Source organism: Agrobacterium sp. (assembly GCF_032092815.1).
Taxonomy (GTDB): Bacteria; Pseudomonadota; Alphaproteobacteria; order Rhizobiales; family Rhizobiaceae; genus Agrobacterium.
The window spans coordinates 1-19,473 of the sequence record NZ_DAMDBP010000004.1; the positions used below are offsets into that span (position 1 = coordinate 1).

Below are 19,473 nucleotides of genomic sequence, written 5' to 3' on the forward strand. Positions count from 1 at the left end.
ACCGGCTACGGCGCAATCCGCTATTACAAATTGGGCCTGATCGATGGTGAAGGCAGCCCCGATACGATGATGCTCGGCGCCTATTACATTCTCGACGGTGCCTTGCGGCAGACCATGCCGAAACGCGCAACCTATCCATTCCCTGACGGTGGCAATGTGCTGGTCAATTGCCGCAGTGGCCGCAGCCGGTCTGTGTCCCTTGTGGCGCTGTTTCTGCACAAGCAGCAACCTGAACTTTATCCGACGCTCGATGATGCCGTCGCCGTAATCCGGGAACGCCGTGAATTGCGCCCGGACGAGTGGTTCGAAACGCCAAAACCAAGCCTTTATGAGGCCGCGCGCCGCGCATCGGTCTGGATTGACGTGATCGAAGGCCGAAAGAAGGCTTGATCATGGGTTCACGCAGTTTTCCACCCGTAGCAGTGATCGCCGACGCGCATTTTCATGACACGGCGGCAGATTTTGGGTTTGCCGGCATCGCTGTCGATGGCCAGCAAATGACCATGCGCAGCTGGTCTGATACGCGCCAGTCGACCCGCGTTTTTAATGAAAGCGCAGATGCGTTGCGCGCCGCTTTGGACAGAGTGGCGGCCCGCAATATTCGCCACGTCGTGCTGCTTGGTGACTATACCGATGACGGCCAGCGCGCCACGACGGAAACGTTGCGAGGCCTGTTGCAGGCCCATTCGGAGAAACACGGCACGGCCTTTTATGCCTTGCCAGGAAATCACGATATTTTTGGTCCGAAAGGCCGCCATCACAGCAAGGAGTTTCTGGGCGAAAACGGCCAAGGTGTTGATATTACCAGCGATCCAACACTGGCAGGCAATGGTGCCGTTTTTAGTGAGGACATGTATTGCGAAGGTTATCCTTCCGGCCTCAACCCAATGGCGGATTTCGGATATTTCCGCCGTCCGGAATATCTGCATTGGGAAACACCGTTCGGCACAAGCGATGCCGTTGAAGACCGTGTTTACACGGTGGTCTCGCCGGACGGTAGAAACCGGTATGAGCTGATGGATGCGTCTTATCTGGTCGAACCGGAACTTGGGCTTTGGCTGGTGATGATCGATGCCAATGTTTTCGAGCCATTGGATGGCAGTTTCGCTCCCGGAGAGGAAAAAGCCTTTACCGACAGCACGTCAGGCGGTTGGAACGCCATGTTGCGGTCCAAGCGCTTTATCATCGACTGGCTTGTCGATGTCAGTCAGCGCGCGCGTCAACAGGGCAAAACACTGCTCGCATTTTCGCACTATCCGGCGCTCGACCCGTTTGACGGTGCATCCGGTGCGGAGGCCTCGTTGTTTGGTGAAACCAATGTGGTGCGCCGTACGCCTGTAAAGGCGGTTGAAGACGCATTGATTGCAGCTGGCATATCTGTGCATTTCAGCGGCCATCTGCATGTCGAGGGTGTGACGCGGCGAGAGCAGGGTGATCACTCGCTGACCAACATTGCCGTTCCATCGCTGGTGGCTTTTCCACCGGCCTTCAAGGTGGTCCATGCCGCGGGTCATGAGATCGCAATCGAAACGGTCGAAATGTCCGACTTGCCGGTCAATGCGGGCCTGAGTGCAGGTTATGCGCGGGAAACGGACCTCAGAGGTGAGAAGCCGGATCCTGCATTTTCTGCCGAGGATTACGGTGACTTCCTGCTGCAACACAAACGGGCGCTGGTTCGCCACCGTTATTTCGTCAAGGAATGGCCGACCGAGATTGTTGCGGCGATTGGTGACAAAAGCGTTATTGACGTGATTGGACCTATCTTTGCCGTCGATGAAGCGGCCACCAGCCGGTTTGCCAGGCTGGCTGGCCTGCCAATGTTTGAATTGATTGCCGATTGGTACTGTCTGCGACAAGGCGCGTCGCTGGCTTTGCTGCATATCGAACCGGAAAAGCTGATGTTTTACCGTTGGCTGGCCTCAAGATTTGGGCAAGCGCCGGATGCTAATGATGGTTCGCGTTCAAGATTTTTTGCGATATTCTTGGGTGCTCTCGGGCTTTTCCTTGATCGTGCCGAGGGTGGTTCGCAAAATCTGGTTCTGCCGGTTCCGGCGGTTGGTGATGCCGTGCCGGCATGATTGTCGATAAGGGGTGAATGCATGGAATCGGCCATTGTCAGCATCAATCTGTTCGGCGCTGTTGCCTTGCTGCTGTTTGGCCTGCGTCAGATCAAGGACGGCATGTCGCGGGCACTTGGCGCAAAGCTGCGTACAGGTCTTGCCGCCGGTACACGTAGCAGCCCACGTTCCTTCCTTGCCGGGTTCCTGGCCACTGTCGCCTTGCAAAGCTCCACCGCCACTGCCTTGATGGTTGCGTCTTTCGTAGAGAAAGAAATGATCGTGCCTGCCATGGCCCAGATCGTCATGCTCGGGGCCAATATCGGCACAGCAACGACGGCCTGGATTGTCGCCCTTGGGCTTGGCTGGCTATCACCCTTGTTGATCCTGGCCGGTGTCGTTTTGATGCGCATGGCATCATCGACCAAACAGGGTGCCGGTACGGCTCTCGTCGGTGTTGGCCTGATGCTTCTGTCGCTGCATCTCTTGTCGGCTGCGACGGATCCGCTTCGCCAGTCTCCGGTTCTCAATCTTTTCATCACCATGCTTGGCAATGCCTGGCCGGTGGCGCTGCTGTTTGCGGCGGGTCTTGCCATACTGGCATCCTCAAGCCTGGCGGTGGTCATTCTGATCCTGTCATTGGCGGCGAGCGGCAGCATCGATTCCAGCCTTGTCATCGTTCTGGTGCTAGGCGCCAATCTTGGCGGTGCCGTGCCGCCAGTTCTAGCGACCATGAAGGCATCGATTGCGGCAAGGCGCGTGACGCTTGGCAACCTGATCATTCGCGCCATTGGTTGCGCCACTGCCATGCCGCTCGCCGGTTATGGTGCCGCGATTTTGGAACTTCCCTATTTTTCCCACCAGCAGCTCGCAGTTGATGCGCATCTGCTGTTCAACATCGCCGTGGCGCTGATTGCCTGGCCATTGTCGCCGTTCATCTTGCGACTGACGGCGACCATCCTGCCGGAGAAAAAGACAGGCGATGATCATCGCAGCTTCCTTGATAGCCATGATCTTGATCAGCCAGTTGCAGCCCTTGCCGGTGCAAGCCGTGAGGTGATGCTGGTCGGCGATCTGGTCGAGCGCATGTTGCGTCAGGCTGCCGAAGCAATGCGCCGGAATGACCTGTCGCAGTTGAGCGAAATCAGCGCGCTTGAGGGTCGCGTTGACCGTATTCAGCACGAAATCAAGGTTTTCGTGTCGCGGGTCGGGCAGGGGCAGTTGAGCGATGAAGACTATCGCCGCTCGATGGATATCGTCGAATATGCCATCAATCTCGAACATATCGGTGACATCATCGAAAAGGGTATCCGGCCGGAGATTGCCAAGAAAGTTGGCCTTGGTCTGACCTTTTCCGAGGATGGCCAGCAGGAATTGCTGCGCCTGTTTACCATCACACTGGACAATCTGCGCATGGCGCAGACCGTTTTTGCCACCAAGAATTCTGAACTTGCCCGTCGTCTGGTCGAGGTGAAGGAAGACGTACGTCGACTGGAAAAACAGTCTTCGGCTCGCCATCTCCAGCGGCTGCGTGACGGAAGAGCCGACAGTATCCAGACGAGTTCGCTGCATCTCGACCTGCTGCGTGACCTGAAACGGATCAACGCCCATGTCGTGGCGGTGGCGCTTCCCATTCTGGATGACAGCGGTCTTTTGAACGAAAGCCGAATTCGTCAGATGAGCTAACGGGCGGTTGTCCGTTCGACCATGCTGACCGGCACCACCTGCAAACGGGTTTCCGGTTCATCGCTATCCAGCGCCGCCAAGACCTTTTCCGTCAGCGCATCGAAGGACTGGGCGATGGTGGTCAACTGATAGCTTTTCCAGCCGGCCTGGGGAATGTCGTCAAAACCGACAATGGAAAGATCCTGCGGAACGCGTCTTTTCATTTCCAACCGGGCGGCATCAAGAAAACCCAGCGCCAGAAGGTCGGTGACACAAAAGGCTCCGTCGATATCCTTGTCCTTCAACAATTCGCAACCGGCCTGGTAACCGCTTTCATAGCTGGTGGGGCCATCTGACCAGGAAACAACGGAAATTCCTTCGCTTTCCATGCGTTTTGTGAAGGCGTTGGCACGGCGGATTTGCGCCGGTGTCTGACTGCCGCTGGTGACCACGGCCACCTTCTTGCATTTCGCAGACCTCAGTCGCATTGCAGCAAGATCGGCACCATGCGAGTCGTCACTGAGCACGACATTTGTGTCAGTGCGGTCCATGCTCTGGTTGATCAGGATGAGGCGCACGCCATTGGCAATACATTCATCGACAATCGAGGCTGGCGGTTCACCGGACAGAACAACGATTGCCTGGGCGCGAAACTCGAACAGAAGTTCGATAAGAGGGGCGATATCCTTGCGGGCATCGGCAGCGTTCAGCAACAGGCATTGCGAACCGCGCCGCAGAAGGCCAAGGCTCAAGGCGTCGAGCTGTTTGGAAATGAACGGCGAACTTAGATTGGCACCGACCACGCCAATCAGGTTGGATCGGTCGTTGTTGAGACCCTGCGCCAGACGATTGACGCGGTAACCCAGTTCCTGCGCGGCTTTCAGAACCTTTTTGCGTACGGCCTTTGACACGCTGCCACCTGGAGTAAAGGTACGCGATACCGCAGACCGCGACACGCCGGCCCGTTTTGCCACTTCTTCTGCCGTTACAAAGCCTCGTGCCATCCACTCCCCCTGACTATTCCTTGGTACATCACAGGCCACAAAGTTGGGGTTTTTCCAATCCCCAAAATGTCGAAACCTTGATTTCTAGTGCCGGATTTTTCTGAAATCAGGAACCAGACAGTTGTATTTTTAGCCTGTCGCTCAACCATGCCAATGAAAGGTCTGGCGATGTTTTTACATATCAGATTTCGAGTATGATCGCGTGTGCAATAAATATTCAAAATATACACGAAATAATCAAATAAAAACAATTGATTACAATATTGCACACGTGAGCATTTTTATGATTGACAAAACCTTCTGCAACATTGATCATCCCCCTATAGACGAGGGCCGTGGATCGTAAAATTCAGGTGTTCGATGTGCAAAGGGTCCGGATCGGGCATTTGCTAGGGCTGACGGGTCGGGAGTCCCGTTGGGAGGATTGAAGACATTGCTAGTGCCTGGACAACGCAGAGCCGCTTGAGTGCGGTTTTGGCGAGAGGACAATCGTGTGTCCTTCACCACGAAGCGTTTGGCACCGCGATTGATGGCCTGAGGAGGAATGATGGCTCTTCTAAGTGATACAAACAAAGCCGACACGCTGGAGAAAGGCGCCGTTGGTGCGCCTTCCGCTTGGCAGGCATGGCGATATCGATTGAAGATCGCGCTACGAGAGCCGACGACATTGATCGGCGTTTTGACGGCCCTGCTGTTCACCTATCTGATTGTTGTACCGATCATTTCGATCGTGCTGGATTCTGTTCGGGTGCAGTTCGGGCATGAACGCCGTCTCGGCAAGGGTGTCGGTGATTTCACCACCTATTATCTGGACCGTGCGTTTTTCTCACCCGTTGCAACAGATTTGTTCTGGCGACCTCTGGCCAACACGCTGACCGTGGCGCTGGGGGCGATTTCTCTGTCGCTGGTCATCGGTACCGTGCTCGCATGGTTGATCAGCCGTACTGACATGTTTGGTCGTCGCTGGTTTGCGACCGCGCTGATCGTGCCTTACATGCTGCCGGCCTGGACATTTGCGCTTGCCTGGACAACTCTGTTCAAGAACCGCACTGTTGGTGGCCAGCCCGGCTGGTTTGAAACCATTGGCCTGACGCCGCCGGATTGGGTTGCCTATGGGCGTTTCCCGATCACCATCATTCTGGCGTTGCATTACACTCCATTCGTCATCCTGCTGTTTGGTTCGGCCCTGCGCCGCTTCGACTCGCAGCTGGAAGATTCTGCCCGTATTCTTGGCGCGCGCCGTTATCAGGTCGCCATCCAGATCATCATGCCATTGATGCGTCCGGCACTTCTGTCGTCCATGGTACTGATCTTTGCAAAATGCCTGGGCGAATTTGGTGTGCCCTATGTGCTTGGTCTGCCTGTGAAATTCGAAGTGCTTTCGACGTCGCTGTTCCGCAGCATTGCCTCGCGCCAAACCGGTGTTGCCGGTGTCGTTGCAGCATCGATCATGCTGATCGGCATCATCACTTTGATGATCGATGCAAGGCTGGTGCGTGAAGCCCGTCGTTTCGTGACGATCGGTTCAAAGGGATCGATGAACCGTCAAAGCCGGCTCGGCAAGCTACGTCTTCCGGCAACCGGTTTTGCTGCTGCCATCTTCATCCTGAGCGTTGGCCTGCCGCTGCTGACCCTCGTTTTGTCGACGGTGATGAAGGTGCCAGCCCGTTTCAGTCTCGACAACTTCACGCTTGATTACTGGATCGGCACCAACCTGCATACGGTTGCCTTGCAGACCGGTGTGTTGCTGAGCCCTGATCTGTGGGCTGCTGCGAAAAACACCATGATGATTGTCGGTCTTGCATCGCTGACATCAGGTGTTCTCGGTCTGCTGGTTGGTTATGTGGTCATCCGCACTCCGGTGCGCAGTCTGTCGGTGTTCCTGCGTCAGGTTACCTTCCTGCCATATCTGGTGCCAGGCATTGCCTTCGCCGCCGCTTATCTCTCGCTGTTTGCGGTCCAGCGCGGTCCAATGCCAGCCCTGTACGGCACGGTGACCATCCTGATGCTGGCCCTGATTGCCGACCAGATGCCTTATGCCTCACGCGCCGGTATTTCCGCCATGACGCAGCTTGGCAAGGATCCAGAAGAAGCAGCACAAATTGCCGGTGCCGGCTGGTTCCGCCGCATGATTTCCATCGTGATCCCGATCCAGAAGGGCTCACTGGTCACCGGCGTGCTGTTGCCATTCATCTCGGGCATCAAGGGCCTCAGCCTCTTCGTGATCCTGGCGGTGCCAAGCACTGATGTTCTGACCACATTTTCCCTGCGACTGGTCGATTACCACTACACCCAGGCAGCCAATGCCGTGGTGCTGATCATCGCCGCAATCGCCTATTTCGGCACCCTGTTGGCCCAGAAGCTGACACGTACAAATCTTGCAGAAGGACTTGGAAGCTAATGCCTACGATCAATTTGCGCGGGGCGCAGAAGAACTATGGTGTCAATGCTGCAAATGCGGTGGCCGATCTTGATCTGGAAATTCGCGATGGCGAATTCATGTGCCTGCTTGGCCCTTCGGGCTGCGGCAAGACCACGACATTGCGCATGATTGCCGGGCTGGAAAACCTGTCAGGCGGTGAAATCAAGGTGGGTGAACGGGTGGTGGATTCCGTGCAGCAGGGCATCTTCGTGCCGCCGGAAAAACGCGAAATGGGCCTGGTATTCCAGTCCTACGCGCTGTGGCCACACCTGACCATCGAGCGCAACACCGATTTCGGTCTGAGACTGCGCAACCTGCCAAAGGCCGAGCGTGAAGCACGGGTGGAGCGGGTCATGCAGGCGCTGGATATCGCCAAATACCGTGACCGATATCCGTCACAGCTGTCCGGTGGTCAGCAGCAGCGCGTGGCACTGGCCCGTATGCTGGCGGTCAATCCGGGTGTGCTTCTGCTCGATGAGCCGCTGTCCAACCTTGATGCGCGCCTGCGTCTTGAAATGCGTGCCGAATTGAAGCGCCTGCACAATGAATTCAAAACAACGATCGTCTTTGTGACCCATGACCAGTGGGAAGCGATGACGCTGGCAACAACCATCGCCGTGATGAATGAAGGCACATTGCAGCAGATGGGCACGCCCAACGACATCTATGATCGTCCGGCCAATCGGTTCGTTGCGGAATTTGTCGGCAGCCCGCCCATCAACATCCTGACCTTTGGAAAGTCTGGCGTGTCCGACATTGCCGACAAGGCTGAGGCCTACTTCGAGAAGAACTATCCAAAACTGCGCGGTATCGGTTCTGTCGGTATTCGCCCGGAGGCACTGGAATATACGACGAAGCAAAAATCCGTACCGGATAATCATTTCAGCATGGAGATGACGGTGACCGGCGTGCTGCCGACCGGTGGCAGCTGGATCCTCGAACTGAAAAGCGCAAACCACACATTGTTCCTGACAACCCACGTGTTGCCACGCATCGACAGCGGTGAACGGATTGTTGTGCATGCGGCACCTGAAGCCTTGCATGTGTTCGATGCAGAGGGACGGCGGGTCAACGAGGCCGACCTGCTGTTGAGGAAGAGCACGTACAACTGAACAGATCGGTTACTGAAATCGACAGGATATTGGGCGATTACTGAAGGAGGAGCAGTATGAAGCGTGATGTAAAAGGGTGCATGGGCCGGCTTATGCTGACGGCTGCGGTTTTGACGACATTGGGTGGCGCGGTAAAGGCGGAGGAGCCTTTTAACCTCGACGCTCTGGTCGAGGCCGCCAAAAAGGAAAAGCCGATCACTGTCTATGACAGCACCGGCAAGATCGTTGAAATGGCGAACAACTTCGCCAAGAAATACGGACTTTCCGCGGAGGGTTCCAAGGTCAAGGCGACGGCGCAGCTTGAGATGATCATTCGTGAGGCGCGCGCCAACAACATCCAGGGTGATGTATCCATCATCAGTGATGCACCGGCGGCCATGGCGCAGCTGATCCCGCAAGGCTTTGCGGAAAGCTGGCTGCCGCCAGATCTCGCCGACAAGATCCCAGCTGAATACCAGTCGCCGCTGACCGTGGTGAATAGCGCCAATGTCTGGGCCTACAATACCGAGCTTTTCGACAAATGCCCGGTCAGCAACATCTGGGAGCTGACCGAGCCGAAGTGGAAGGGCAAGGTTGCCATGCAGGATCCGCTCGGCAAGGCGTCCTATGTCGACTGGTTCAACCAAATGGCCAAACACGGTGATGACAAGGTGGCGGCTGCCTACAAGGATTTCTACGGCAAGGACCTGGAAAAGGGTGAGGAGACGGCAACGGCAGCCTGGATCAAGGCGCTTGCAGCCAATGCACCACTTCTGACCGATGCTGATGCGGCGGCGGCCGATGCCGTTGGCGCACCCGGACAGTCTGAACCCTTCATGGGTCTGATCAGTTCGGCCAAGTTTCGCGACAATGCCGACAAGGGCATGAAGCTGGGTCTGTGCAAGGATCTGAAACCATGGCTCGGTTGGCTTTATCCCGGTGTGGGGCTGATTACCAAGGGCACGGACAGCCCGCACGCTGCCAAGCTGTTCATGCATTACGTGATGACCGCCGAAGGCATCGCGCCGCAGGCAATCGACGGCAAGATGTCGACCAACCGCGATGTCGGTCTGCCAGGCGACGAGCCATCCGGCATCGGTGCCGTCCTCGATCAGGTCTTCCCCTACAGCATGGCAAGCGCCCTTGAAGATTGGGACGCACGGGAAGACTGGCAGGATTTCTGGCGGATGAATTACAAAAAATGAATGACGGATGTGGAGCCAATATCATGACCAAAACCAACCCGACCACGCTCAATCGGCGCAAGTCTGCGGTTTCCGCTCTTGCGCTGATGTTCGCGGCAGCTCTCAGTGGCGCGGCCCATTCGGAAGAAGCCTTTGATCTCGATGCCATGATCGAAGCGGCGAAAAAAGAGCCGCCAATCACTGTTTACGCCGTGACTGGCAAGATCGTCGATACCGCCAAGTCCTTCACCGAAAAATACGGTGTTCAGGCCAGCGGCAAAAAGGTGAATGAGGCAACGCAGATCGAGCTGATGATCCGCGAGCATCAGGCTGGCAATATCGTTGGTGACGTTAGCGTCGCCACGGATGTTGCTTCTGCGATGGGTGAGCTTTTGCCTCAGGGCATTGTTACCAACTGGACGCCGCCGGACCTCGCCGGCGATATTTCGGAAAAGCTGCGAGATCCGCTTGTTGTCGTCTCGGACCCACATGTGTGGACCTACAACACCGAGAAATACGACAAATGCCCGGTCAACAACATCTGGCAACTGACGGAACCGCAGTGGAAGGGCAAACTTGCGATGCTCGACCTCTTCGACAAGCCGCTTTACGCCGACTGGTTCAACCAGATCGAGACCCACCATGACGCGGATGTCGCCAAGGCTTATGAGGCGCTTTATGGCAAACCGCTCGATACGACCAACCAGACGGCGACAGCGTCCTGGGTGAAGGCTTTTGCCGAAAACGCGCCGCTATTGTCGGATTCCTCGACGGTTGCCGAAGCGGCCGGCGCGCCGGGTCAGGCGGATCCGTTTTTCGTCATCACCTCGACGGCGAAATATCGCGATAACGAAGCCAAGGGTCTGAAACTAGGTCTCTGCACCGGGGTCCAACCCTTCACCGGCTTTCTTTATCCCGGTTTCGGTCTGATTGCCGGCCAGACGAAAAGCCCGAACGCCGCGAAACTCTTTGTTCGTTATCTGATGACCGAAGAGGGCATTGCGCCACAGATCGCTGACGGAAAAATCTCGGGCAATTCCAAGATTGGTTTGCCAGCCGATGAGCCGTCGGGCGTTGGCAAACATCTGGATGAGTTGATGGTATTTGATGCAGCGACTGCCGGTGATGACCTGGAAAAGCGCGAAAGCTGGCAGGATTTCTGGCGTGTGAACTACAAGAAGTGACATGCGGGCAGGCGAGAGGCCTGCCCCATTTTTCCTTGGGAGGGGAAGTCATGTTGAACAGCAAACATATGATGCCGGTGCTGATGGCGGCGAGCCTTATGGCGGGTGTATCGGCGACGGCCTTACGAGCCGAAGAGGCCTTTGATCTTGATGCGCTGGTTGCTGCTGCCAAGCAGGAAAAGCCGATCAATATCTATGACAGCACAGGCAAAATCGTTGAGATGGCCGAAAACTTCAGCAACAAATACGGGCTGAAGGTGACGGGCATGAAGGTGTCGGCCAACAGCCAGCTTGAAATGATCATCCGCGAAAGCCAGTCAGGCAATGTGCAGGGTGATGTGGTGCTGATTACTGATGCGCCTGCCGCGCTGGCTCAGCTTTTGCCGGAAGGTTTCGTCGAGAATTATCTACCGGGCGACATGGCATCCAAAATTCCCGCCGAGTTCCAGGATCCTCTGGCGATTTCGACCAATGCCAATGTTTGGGCCTATAATACAGAGGCTTACGACAAATGCCCGGTCAGCAATATCTGGGAGCTGACCGAAAGCAAATGGAAGGGCAAGGTAGCTCTCGTCGATCCCCTGACCAAGGGCACCTATACTGACTGGTTCAACCAGCTTGAAACGTATGGCAATGACAAGGTTGCTGCCGCCTACAAGGCGCATTTCGGCAAGGATCTGGAAACATCCGAGAAGAGTGCCGCCGCCGCATGGATCAAGGCTTTGGCGCAGAATGGTCCACTTGCAACCGATGGTGACGATCCCATCTCCGAAGCGGTGGGCGCTGCAGGCCAGAAGGAGCCGTTCTTTGGGCTGCTCAGTTCCGCCAAGTTCCGTGACAATAAGGACAAGGGATACAAACTCGGCGTGTGTGCCGATCTCGATCCATGGGTGGGCTGGACCTACATCAAGCTCGGTCTGATTGCCGCCAAAACGAAAAGCCCCAACACTGCAAAGCTCTTCGTGCATTACATTTTGACGGAAGAGGGTATTGCACCTCAGATGAAGGACGGCAAGATCCCGACCAATATCGACATCAAGATGCCTGACAGTGAACCATCCGGTCTTGTGAAAGTGGCCGACAAGCTGCTGGGGTATCGTTCGGCAACCGGTCTCGATGATTTCGACCGCCGCGAAGAGTGGCAGGATTTTTGGCGGGTCAATTACAAGAAATAACACAGTGCGGCGCGGTTTACGCCGCGCCGTCCATCAATCGCGCAGAGATGAGGTAAATATGCAGACCGGCCAGACTTCCCCATATCAACACAAAGAACCGCAGGACGCGCTTGATCGTTCAAGGCGTCTGATGGAACTTGCCAAATCGGCGGCACTGGCGGTGCGTGAGCCATTGCTTGATGCGTTTCGCTCGGACATGGCGGTGGATTACAAGGTTGATCTGCATGATGTTGTGACGGTTCACGACAAACGCGCTGAAGCAACGATCAGGTCCTTTATTCTCGAGCGGGAGCCCAACTCGGCGATCATGGGCGAAGAGGGCGGTCAGATCGGTGCCGGCGACATCCAGTGGTATGTCGATCCGATTGATGGCACGTCGAATTTTGCCCGAGGTCTGGCGTTTTGGTGTGTGTCTGTTGCTGCGGTAATTGATGGGGTCGTGGTGGCAGGAGCAATTTATGATCCTGTGGCGGATCTGATGTTTTCTGCCGATCTTGAGGTGGCCTATCTGAATGGTGAGCGGATCCAGTCTCAAGCGGTGCCGGACGAAAGCAAGGCAACACTGATCACCGGTTATCCGGTCTCGCGGGACTTTCGTTTTGACGGAAAAAGCGCAGCACTTGCCAATCTCGGCGTGTTGATTGAAACCTTCTCGACACTGCGTCGTCCCGGCAGTGCTGCCTTAAGTATTGCTCATGTCGCAGCCGGTTGGGCAGATGCGGCAGCCGGGTTCGGCGTCAACGCCTGGGACGTGGCAGCAGCCACGCTTATTCTAAAAAATGCCGGCGGAACCTACGAACCGCTAACGCTTGGCAAGGTGTCGCCGGGTTCCTTGGATTTTCTGTGCCCTGGTTATATCGCAACCGGGCAGGGCGCGAATTATCCGGTTCTGGAGGGTGTGGCGCGCTCCATTTCAGAAATTCGCATTGCCAAGGTCGCACAGACAAAAGTCGCGACACGGGCTGGATGAAAAGGCGACAGGCCATATTCACCAGCCGATATTTGCAGAGGACATCATGCAGCAACTTGAAGTTGAGAATACAAAAATGCCGGAAAGCAGCACGCTGCCAAAGCTAAGCCTGATCTATGAACAACATCCGACCTATGGCGTCGATCTGTTTATTTCAGGCAAGGAGGGCGCCAGCAATCTAGAGCTGTTGCGTCGCAATGGCATTACCACTGTCGTCAATTGTGCGGTCAATCTCGATTTCAATTATGTGCGTCAGCCGCAGGTGGTTTCCGATCATGAAGGCAGTGTCTATGGGCCGGGTGAAATCCGCTATTACAAGATTGGCCTGATCGACGGTGCCGGTAATCCTCAGACGCAGATGGTGGCGGCACACTATATTCTTCGTGCGGCGTTGGAGCAGATCCTGCCCGACAAACCCTCCTATCCGCGCCGGGAACGCGGCAGTGTCCTGATCAACTGCCGGGGCGGCCGATCCCGTTCGGTTGCCGTTGTTTCGCTGTTTCTGCACCTGACCTTGCCGGACGAATTTCCGACGCTTGATATTGCGATCAGCTATGTGCGTCTGCAGCGGGAACTTCCGGAAAATGAATGGTTCAAGGCGCCTAAACCGGTTCTGGCCGACGCTGCGCGCAGCGCTGCCGCCTGGATACGAATGATCGATAACGCCAAATAGGCGTCTGCGGACACTTCGACTTCGATGCGGTGAAACAAAGACAGGTATCGTCAGGGGGGCGATGCCTGTCCTTGTGTTTTTACGCATGCCCAGTGAGGCGTAGCGTCTACCACACGCGCTTTTGAATGCGATGAGCCGCTTTCGGCTGACAGCGATATTTTCAAAACCGATCATAAACTTCACTGTGATGACACCGCATTGGTTTTGCCAAGGCGGGTCTCTCCTGGTGCGCCTACTTGGACCCACGACAATTGTGAATTTTATGATTGTATTATTGTCATTTTGTGATATTACCCTTTGCAAGGGCTAGGTTACGCAAAAGGGGAGGTTTGCATGCCGACACTGGAGGGACTGCGTGCCGTTGTTACAGGTGGAGCGAATGGCATTGGACTTGCCATCGCGGTAGGCCTGGCAAAGGCCGGTGCGACGGTCGGCGTGCTTGATAATGATGCCACGCGACTGGATGATGTGATCAGCCAAAACAAAGGTCTCGATCTTGTTGCCATGCCTTGCGATGTCAGTGACCGCCAGGCTGTTCACGATGTGATCGGTGATTTTGCCGCCAAGGGCGGTCTGGACATTCTCGTCAACAATGCTGTGGTTTTCCACTATTCACCGCTGGCAGCATTCCCTGAACACGAAGTGCATCGCATGCTGGATGTAGGCATCAAGGGCTTCCTCTGGGCAACGCAGGCTGCAACGCCATTCATTGAAAAAAGCGCGAACGGCAGCGTCATCAATCTTTCCTCCATTGCTGTTTCGATGGCCGTCGGCCGCACCTCGGTTTACACGACGATCAAGGGTGCTATCGACGCTTTCACGCGCCAGCAGGCGGCCGAACTGGGTGCCAAGGGCGTGCGCGTTAATGCGGTGGCGCCTGGTTCCGTGCGCACACCGGGCGCCAGTGCCGTGATCACCGATGCCGGGTGGGCGCAACGGGAGGCGAAGTCACTGCTCGGCCGACTTCCTGAAGCGGAAGATGTTGCCAATGCCGTGGTATTTCTGGCTTCGGATGATGCGCGCTGCATTACCGGCGTGTCTCTGAAAATCGACTGTGGAATGTCAATCGCAGGCGCTTAAAGCGCGACTGCCAAGGGTTATCGCATTGAAATGATTGAATGCTGGCGCTCGTTGCGGGCGCCTGGGCCTTGGTGCGTGCCTGCCTGCCGGGAGCGGTGAGGGTTTGCGGGCCGAACGGGCAAAAGGGAGAGAGTTTCATGAAGAACAGTACGCTCCTGCGCGATCTGGTTGCTCAGGCAAGACCATCAGGTGGATTTCCGGCCGAAGTCCGCTCAAAGGCTGCGACCTGCCTTGCCGACTTCATTTCTTGCGCAATCGAGGCTGCCGATTTGCCATGGAGCCGACAGGCGTTGGCGGTTGCTGCTGGTGGAACCGGTCCTTGTGCGGTGATTGGTGAAGCCGCGACGGTCGGTGCACTGGATGCTGCATTTGCCAATGGTGTTCGCGGTCACGGCCTCGTGCGTGAGGACATGCATGCTGGCAGCATCAGCCATATGGGTGTTGTCGTATGGCCGGTTGTGCTGGCGCTTGTTGCCGAAAACCCTGATCTCGCTGCAGATCCACTGGAAGCAGCCATTGCGGGTTATGAAATTGGCGGACGCATTGGGCGCGCGCTAGTTACACCTGACATGGCGCGTCGGTTCAGGCCAACTGGCCTGATTGGACCGCTTTCCGGTGCACTGGCTGGTGCGATGTTGCTCGGCCTCGATCAGGAAAAGACAGTCAACGCACTGGCACTGGCTGCCAATGCATTTGGTGGTCTCAATGAATGGCCGCATAGCGGCGCCGATGACATGTATTTCCACCCGGGTTTTGCGGCACGCAGTGCGCTGACCGCGGTGAAACTTGCAGCGCTTGGCGCGAAGGGTTCTGACAGCGCGCTTGATGGGGTTGCCGGCCTGTTTGCAGCCTTTGGCATTCCGCTTCCAGCCGGTGGCATCTCGCTTTATCCCGATGGTGCTTCCGAAATCATGGCGGTGTTCAACAAGGAAGTACCAGCCTGCAATTTTGCGCAGTCACCTTGCCAGGTGGCATTGGCAGCCATCAAGCGCGTGGCGGAAGGCGATGCCGTCGAAAAGATCCATCTTTCCACCTATCGTGCTGCGCTCAATTATCCCGGTTGCAACTATCGTGGCCCGTTTGAGACGCCGTTGCAGGCCAAGATGAGTATCTTCTTTGGCATGGCCGCGACGATTGCCCGTGGCGAGATTGCTGAGGCCAATTACGCGTTGCTCGATGACAAACGCATCGCCGATCTGATCGACCGCACAGAGATCACCATTTCCGATGCGCTGGACGGTGCTTTTCCCGCCCGGCAGGGCGCGGAACTCCGGGTGGAGACAAAACGTGGCGAGGTGATCGTTGAACGTCTTGATGATGTGCGTTCGGCATCACCCGAACTGGTGCGCAACAGGCTGGCTGCCGCTGCTGCACATCGCCTCGGTGAAGATCAGGCTAGGAAAATCGGACTTGCCATTGAAAACCTGACGCAGAGCAGGGCCAGCGCCGGCGCGGTCGCGGCACTGGAACAACTATGCCGAATTGGAGGAGGAGAAAGAGCCGTATGAGCGACTTTCAGATATTGATTGAAAGCATCTTGCAGCTCCTGATTACAGGAGTGCTGGTTGGTGCGCTTTACGGGATGATGTGCGTTGGTCTGGCTATGATCTTCGGCATCATGCGCGTGATTAACTTCGCCCAGGGCGATTTCATGATGCTCGGCATGTACGCGACTTATTTCGCGTTTGGTGCCTTCGGCATTCAGGCGTTTTTCGGTGCCGAGCTCGGTGCCTATGTTGCGGTTATGGCCGCAGCGCCTGCCATGTTCCTGTTTGGATGGATCATTCACCGGCTGATGATCCGTCGGGTGACGGGCACGCGTACCGTCGGTATGGAGGCCGATGGTCACTACGCGCAACTTATCCTGACGCTTGGTATCGCGCTCATCCTGCAAAACGGTGCCATGATCCTGTTCGGAGCCGATCTTGTGTCGATCCGCACGCCTCTGTCGAGTGACGCATGGGCCTTGGAACCGTTTGGTGAAAGCCTGCCGATCCTGTTGTTCTTCAACAAATCCCGCGTTTTGACCGCGGTGTTTTCAGCGGTCGCCATCATTGGCCTCTGGCTTCTGATCCAGCGCACGTTCCTTGGAAAATCGCTGCGTGCCGCAGCCGATAATGCTGAAGCTGCGACCTATATGGGCATCAATGTCGACAAGTCGCACCGTGTGGCTTTCGCCATCGGAACTGCGGTGACAGCAATGGCCGGCGGTCTGCTTGCCACCAACTATCCGTTCAGCCCGTTCGTTGGCCTCGAATACGTGATCATCATGTATGCCGGCGTTGTTCTCGGCGGTATTGGCAGCGTCATCGGTGCCTTCTGGGGCGGCATGCTGATTGGTCTCATCCAGCAGTTTTCGACACTGGTCCTGCCCACCCAATTGCAGAACGCGACGATTTTCGTGTGCTTCCTGCTGGTTGTCATGTTGCGACCTCAAGGCCTGTTCGGCCGTAACGTGGAGAGAACCTGATGAATATGGCTGTTCTCAAATCCATCAAGGTGTTTTTCGCGCTGGCGCTCGCCTATATGGTGCTCGCAATCTTCGTGACCAATTCCTACTACCAGCTCATTTTGACGCTGGTGCTCATCTGGGCCATTTTTGGCCTGAGTTGGAACATTTTCAGCGGTTATACCGGGCTCGTTTCCTTCGGTCATGCCAGCTTCTTTGGCATCGGTGCCTTTGCGACCGTGCTGGCGCAGATCTATTGGGGTCTGTCGCCCTGGCTGATGTTCTTCGTTTCCGGTTTCATCGGCGCTCTTGCCGGTGTGGTGATCGGTTTTCCGACATTCAAACTACGCGGCCATTATTTCGCACTCAGCATGCTCGCTTACCCGCTGGCGCTGATGTACGTCTTCCAATGGCTCGGTTTTCCAGAAGTCAGCATTCCGCGCGTCATCGACAATCCGGCTGCCTATATGCAGTTCGCCGATGGTCGGGTCTATACGCTGATTGCCATGATCTTCCTCTGCGCCGTCGTCATCCTGTCGCGGGCAATCGAAGCCTCACGTTTTGGTATGGCGCTCATCGCCATCAAGCAGAACGAAGCAGCTGCCGAGGCTGCCGGTATTGATACCCTGCGATGGAAACTCAAGGCCATCGCGCTGAGTGGTGCCATTGCCGCCATGGCTGGTTCGCTGTACGCCGTCGTCATTCTCGTCATCACGCCGCAGTCGGTGTTCGGCATGCTGGTCTCTGCGCAGGCGCTGACGGTGACGATGTTTGGTGGTGCGGGCACCCTATGGGGGCCAATCATCGGCGCGTCCTTCCTGATCCCGATTGCCGAAATCCTGCATGCGGAACTCGGCAACTTCCTGCCCGGCATTCAGGGCGTGGTTTATGGCGTGGCCATTGTGGTTCTGATCACCGCTGCACCGGAAGGCATGTTCTGGAAAATCCGTGACCGCTTGCGGTCTCGCAAGGGAACAGACGTGCCGGTTGTTCCTGAACAGACAACCACGACCAATGTCACACCGCTGCCGGCGCGTGAAACCCGTGCGCTCAACCCTGAAATCGTTCTCGATGTTCGCAGCATGTCGAAGAATTTCGGCGGCCTGAAAGCCGTGCAGAATGTCAGCTTCCAGGTCAACAAAGGCATGATCCTTGGCATTATTGGACCGAATGGTGCCGGCAAAACCACGCTGTTCAATCTGCTCAACGGCTTTCAGTTGCCAAGCGAGGGCGAAGTGATGGTTGACGGCGTCAACATGGCGCGTCGCAAACCGCATGAACTGTGCCAGGCCGGTGTCGGTCGTACGTTCCAAATCATGCGTCCATTCACCCGCATGAGTGTTCGCGACAACGTGAAGGTTGGCTCCTATGTGACGGCGAAAACCGAGGAAGAGGCTGAAACCATCGCTGACGATGCACTTCGTCAGGTCGGGCTGTCGCATATCGCCCATCAGCTGGCCGGCGGTCTCTCGACCAAGGACCTGCGCCTGATGGAGCTTGCCCGTGCTCTGGCCGGCAAACCGCACATCCTGCTTTTGGATGAGACGCTGGCCGGGCTTGGCAAGGAAGAGGCAGTCGAAGTGGTTGCCGTTATCCGTCGCCTGTCAGCCTCGGGTGTCACGGTCGTGATTATCGAGCACACGATGCATGCCATGGTTCAGTTGGTGGATCGTTTCCTCGTGCTCGATCACGGGCAGGTGATTACCGAAGGACTGCCGCAGGAAGTCACCCGGGATGCCCGGGTTATCGAGGCCTATCTTGGAAAGAAATGGGTGGCAAATGCTTGAGATCGAAGACATCACTGCCGGTTATTCATCATCCATCGCGGTTCTGCATGGCGTGTCGATCAAGATCGGCCAGGGGCAGTTCATCTCGGTCGTCGGACCGAATGGTGCGGGCAAGACCACACTGTTCAAGGCAATCTCCGGCACCATTCCCCTGCGCGGAGGACGCATCCGTTGCGAAGGGCAGGATATTTCCAACCTCGAACCGTCGCTGCGGCCGCATCTGGGCATCGCCCATGTGCCGGAGGGACGCCAGGTTTTCCCGTCAATGACCGTTCTTGAAAACCTTGAAATGGGGGCTGCCACCGAAAAGGGGCGGCGCGAATGGAAGGACAATCTCGAGCGGATTTATACGTGGTTCCCGGTGCTCAAAGAGCGTGCCAGCCAGTATGCGGGCACCTTATCGGGCGGCCAGCAGCAGATGCTTGCCATCGGTCGTGGATTGGCGTCGTCGCCAAAACTGCTGATGCTGGATGAACCATCCATGGGGCTTGCACCATCGATTGCTGATCTGGTGTTCGACAAGATGATGGAGATCAGGCGCGATATCGGCCTGTCGATCCTGCTGGTGGAGCAGCGGGTGGCGGAAGCCCTGCAATTTGCAGATCGCGGATACGTTCTGGAAACGGGGCGAATTGTGCTCGAAGGAAACGGAGAGGCGTTAAAGGCCGATGACCGCGTCCGTCAGGCATATCTTGGAATGTAACCAAGCAATAATGTGTGGAGGAGTGAACA

General features: G+C 56.4%; 15 protein-coding genes and 1 pseudogene. 15 read left to right on the plus strand and 1 reads right to left on the minus strand.

The window, feature by feature from the left end; translation table 11 throughout:
- The 3 genes and pseudogenes from RT613_RS02815 to RT613_RS02825 form a co-directional block, all read left to right on the plus strand.
- Positions 1 to 390 (plus strand): annotated as a pseudogene (locus RT613_RS02815) (protein phosphatase); the annotation flags it as partial.
- A 2-nt stretch (positions 391 to 392) separates the two neighbouring features.
- Positions 393 to 2,078 carry a metallophosphoesterase gene (locus tag RT613_RS02820; RefSeq protein WP_313612806.1) on the plus strand — a complete coding sequence of 562 codons (1,686 nt, stop codon included), beginning with the start codon at positions 393 to 395 and terminating at the stop codon, positions 2,076 to 2,078.
- Positions 2,079 to 2,099: 21 nt separating this feature from the next.
- Complete coding sequence (locus RT613_RS02825) at positions 2,100 to 3,743, plus strand: Na/Pi cotransporter family protein (RefSeq protein ID WP_313612808.1); 1,644 nt, start codon at positions 2,100 to 2,102, stop codon at positions 3,741 to 3,743.
- Here the strand turns inward: RT613_RS02825 and RT613_RS02830 are convergent.
- Positions 3,740 to 4,726 carry a LacI family DNA-binding transcriptional regulator gene (locus RT613_RS02830; RefSeq protein WP_313612810.1) on the minus strand — a complete coding sequence of 329 codons (987 nt, stop codon included), beginning with the start codon at positions 4,724 to 4,726 and terminating at the stop codon, positions 3,740 to 3,742. The genes RT613_RS02825 and RT613_RS02830 overlap by 4 nt on opposite strands.
- A gap of 547 nt (positions 4,727 to 5,273) precedes the next feature.
- On the opposite strand from RT613_RS02830, the gene RT613_RS02835 reads away from it, so the two are divergent.
- The 12 genes from RT613_RS02835 (at position 5,274) to RT613_RS02890 (ending at position 19,444) form a co-directional block, all read left to right on the plus strand.
- Positions 5,274 to 7,127, plus strand: a complete 1,854-nt coding sequence (locus tag RT613_RS02835) for an iron ABC transporter permease (protein WP_313612812.1) — start codon at positions 5,274 to 5,276, stop codon at positions 7,125 to 7,127.
- Positions 7,127 to 8,260 carry an ABC transporter ATP-binding protein gene (locus RT613_RS02840; protein ID WP_313612814.1) on the plus strand — a complete coding sequence of 378 codons (1,134 nt, stop codon included), beginning with the start codon at positions 7,127 to 7,129 and terminating at the stop codon, positions 8,258 to 8,260. The genes RT613_RS02835 and RT613_RS02840 overlap by 1 nt, the downstream gene beginning before the upstream one ends.
- A 56-nt stretch (positions 8,261 to 8,316) precedes the next feature.
- Positions 8,317 to 9,444, plus strand: coding sequence for an ABC transporter substrate-binding protein (locus tag RT613_RS02845; protein WP_313612816.1), 1,128 nt, complete (start codon positions 8,317 to 8,319; stop codon positions 9,442 to 9,444).
- Positions 9,445 to 9,467: 23 nt separating this feature from the next.
- On the plus strand, positions 9,468 to 10,607 hold the full coding sequence (locus RT613_RS02850) for an ABC transporter substrate-binding protein (protein WP_313612818.1): 1,140 nt from the start codon (positions 9,468 to 9,470) through the stop codon (positions 10,605 to 10,607).
- 50 nt (positions 10,608 to 10,657) lie between these two features.
- The gene (locus tag RT613_RS02855; RefSeq protein WP_313612820.1) at positions 10,658 to 11,782 is read left to right on the plus strand and encodes an ABC transporter substrate-binding protein; all 1,125 of its coding nucleotides are present in this window, start codon (positions 10,658 to 10,660) and stop codon (positions 11,780 to 11,782) included.
- 58 nt (positions 11,783 to 11,840) lie between these two features.
- On the plus strand, positions 11,841 to 12,752 hold the full coding sequence (locus RT613_RS02860) for an inositol monophosphatase family protein (RefSeq protein WP_313612822.1): 912 nt from the start codon (positions 11,841 to 11,843) through the stop codon (positions 12,750 to 12,752).
- A 46-nt stretch (positions 12,753 to 12,798) separates the two neighbouring features.
- Positions 12,799 to 13,425 carry a dual specificity protein phosphatase gene (locus RT613_RS02865; RefSeq protein WP_313612823.1) on the plus strand — a complete coding sequence of 209 codons (627 nt, stop codon included), beginning with the start codon at positions 12,799 to 12,801 and terminating at the stop codon, positions 13,423 to 13,425.
- 333 nt (positions 13,426 to 13,758) lie between these two features.
- Positions 13,759 to 14,505 (plus strand): SDR family oxidoreductase, encoded by a 747-nt coding sequence (locus RT613_RS02870; protein ID WP_313612825.1) that lies wholly within the window; start codon positions 13,759 to 13,761, stop codon positions 14,503 to 14,505.
- Positions 14,506 to 14,642: 137 nt separating this feature from the next.
- Positions 14,643 to 16,013: an MmgE/PrpD family protein gene (locus RT613_RS02875; RefSeq protein ID WP_313612826.1), complete on the plus strand. Its 1,371-nt coding sequence runs from the start codon at positions 14,643 to 14,645 to the stop codon at positions 16,011 to 16,013.
- A complete protein-coding gene (locus RT613_RS02880; protein ID WP_313612828.1) occupies positions 16,010 to 16,975 on the plus strand; it encodes a branched-chain amino acid ABC transporter permease in 966 nt (321 codons plus the stop codon). Before RT613_RS02875 ends, RT613_RS02880 begins: the two co-directional genes overlap by 4 nt.
- A complete protein-coding gene (locus tag RT613_RS02885) occupies positions 16,975 to 18,741 on the plus strand; it encodes a branched-chain amino acid ABC transporter ATP-binding protein/permease (RefSeq protein ID WP_313612830.1) in 1,767 nt (588 codons plus the stop codon). The genes RT613_RS02880 and RT613_RS02885 overlap by 1 nt, the downstream gene beginning before the upstream one ends.
- Entirely contained in the window at positions 18,734 to 19,444 is a 711-nt protein-coding gene (locus tag RT613_RS02890; protein WP_313612832.1) for an ABC transporter ATP-binding protein, read from the plus strand. The genes RT613_RS02885 and RT613_RS02890 overlap by 8 nt, the downstream gene beginning before the upstream one ends.
- Positions 19,445 to 19,473 lie beyond the last annotated feature (29 nt).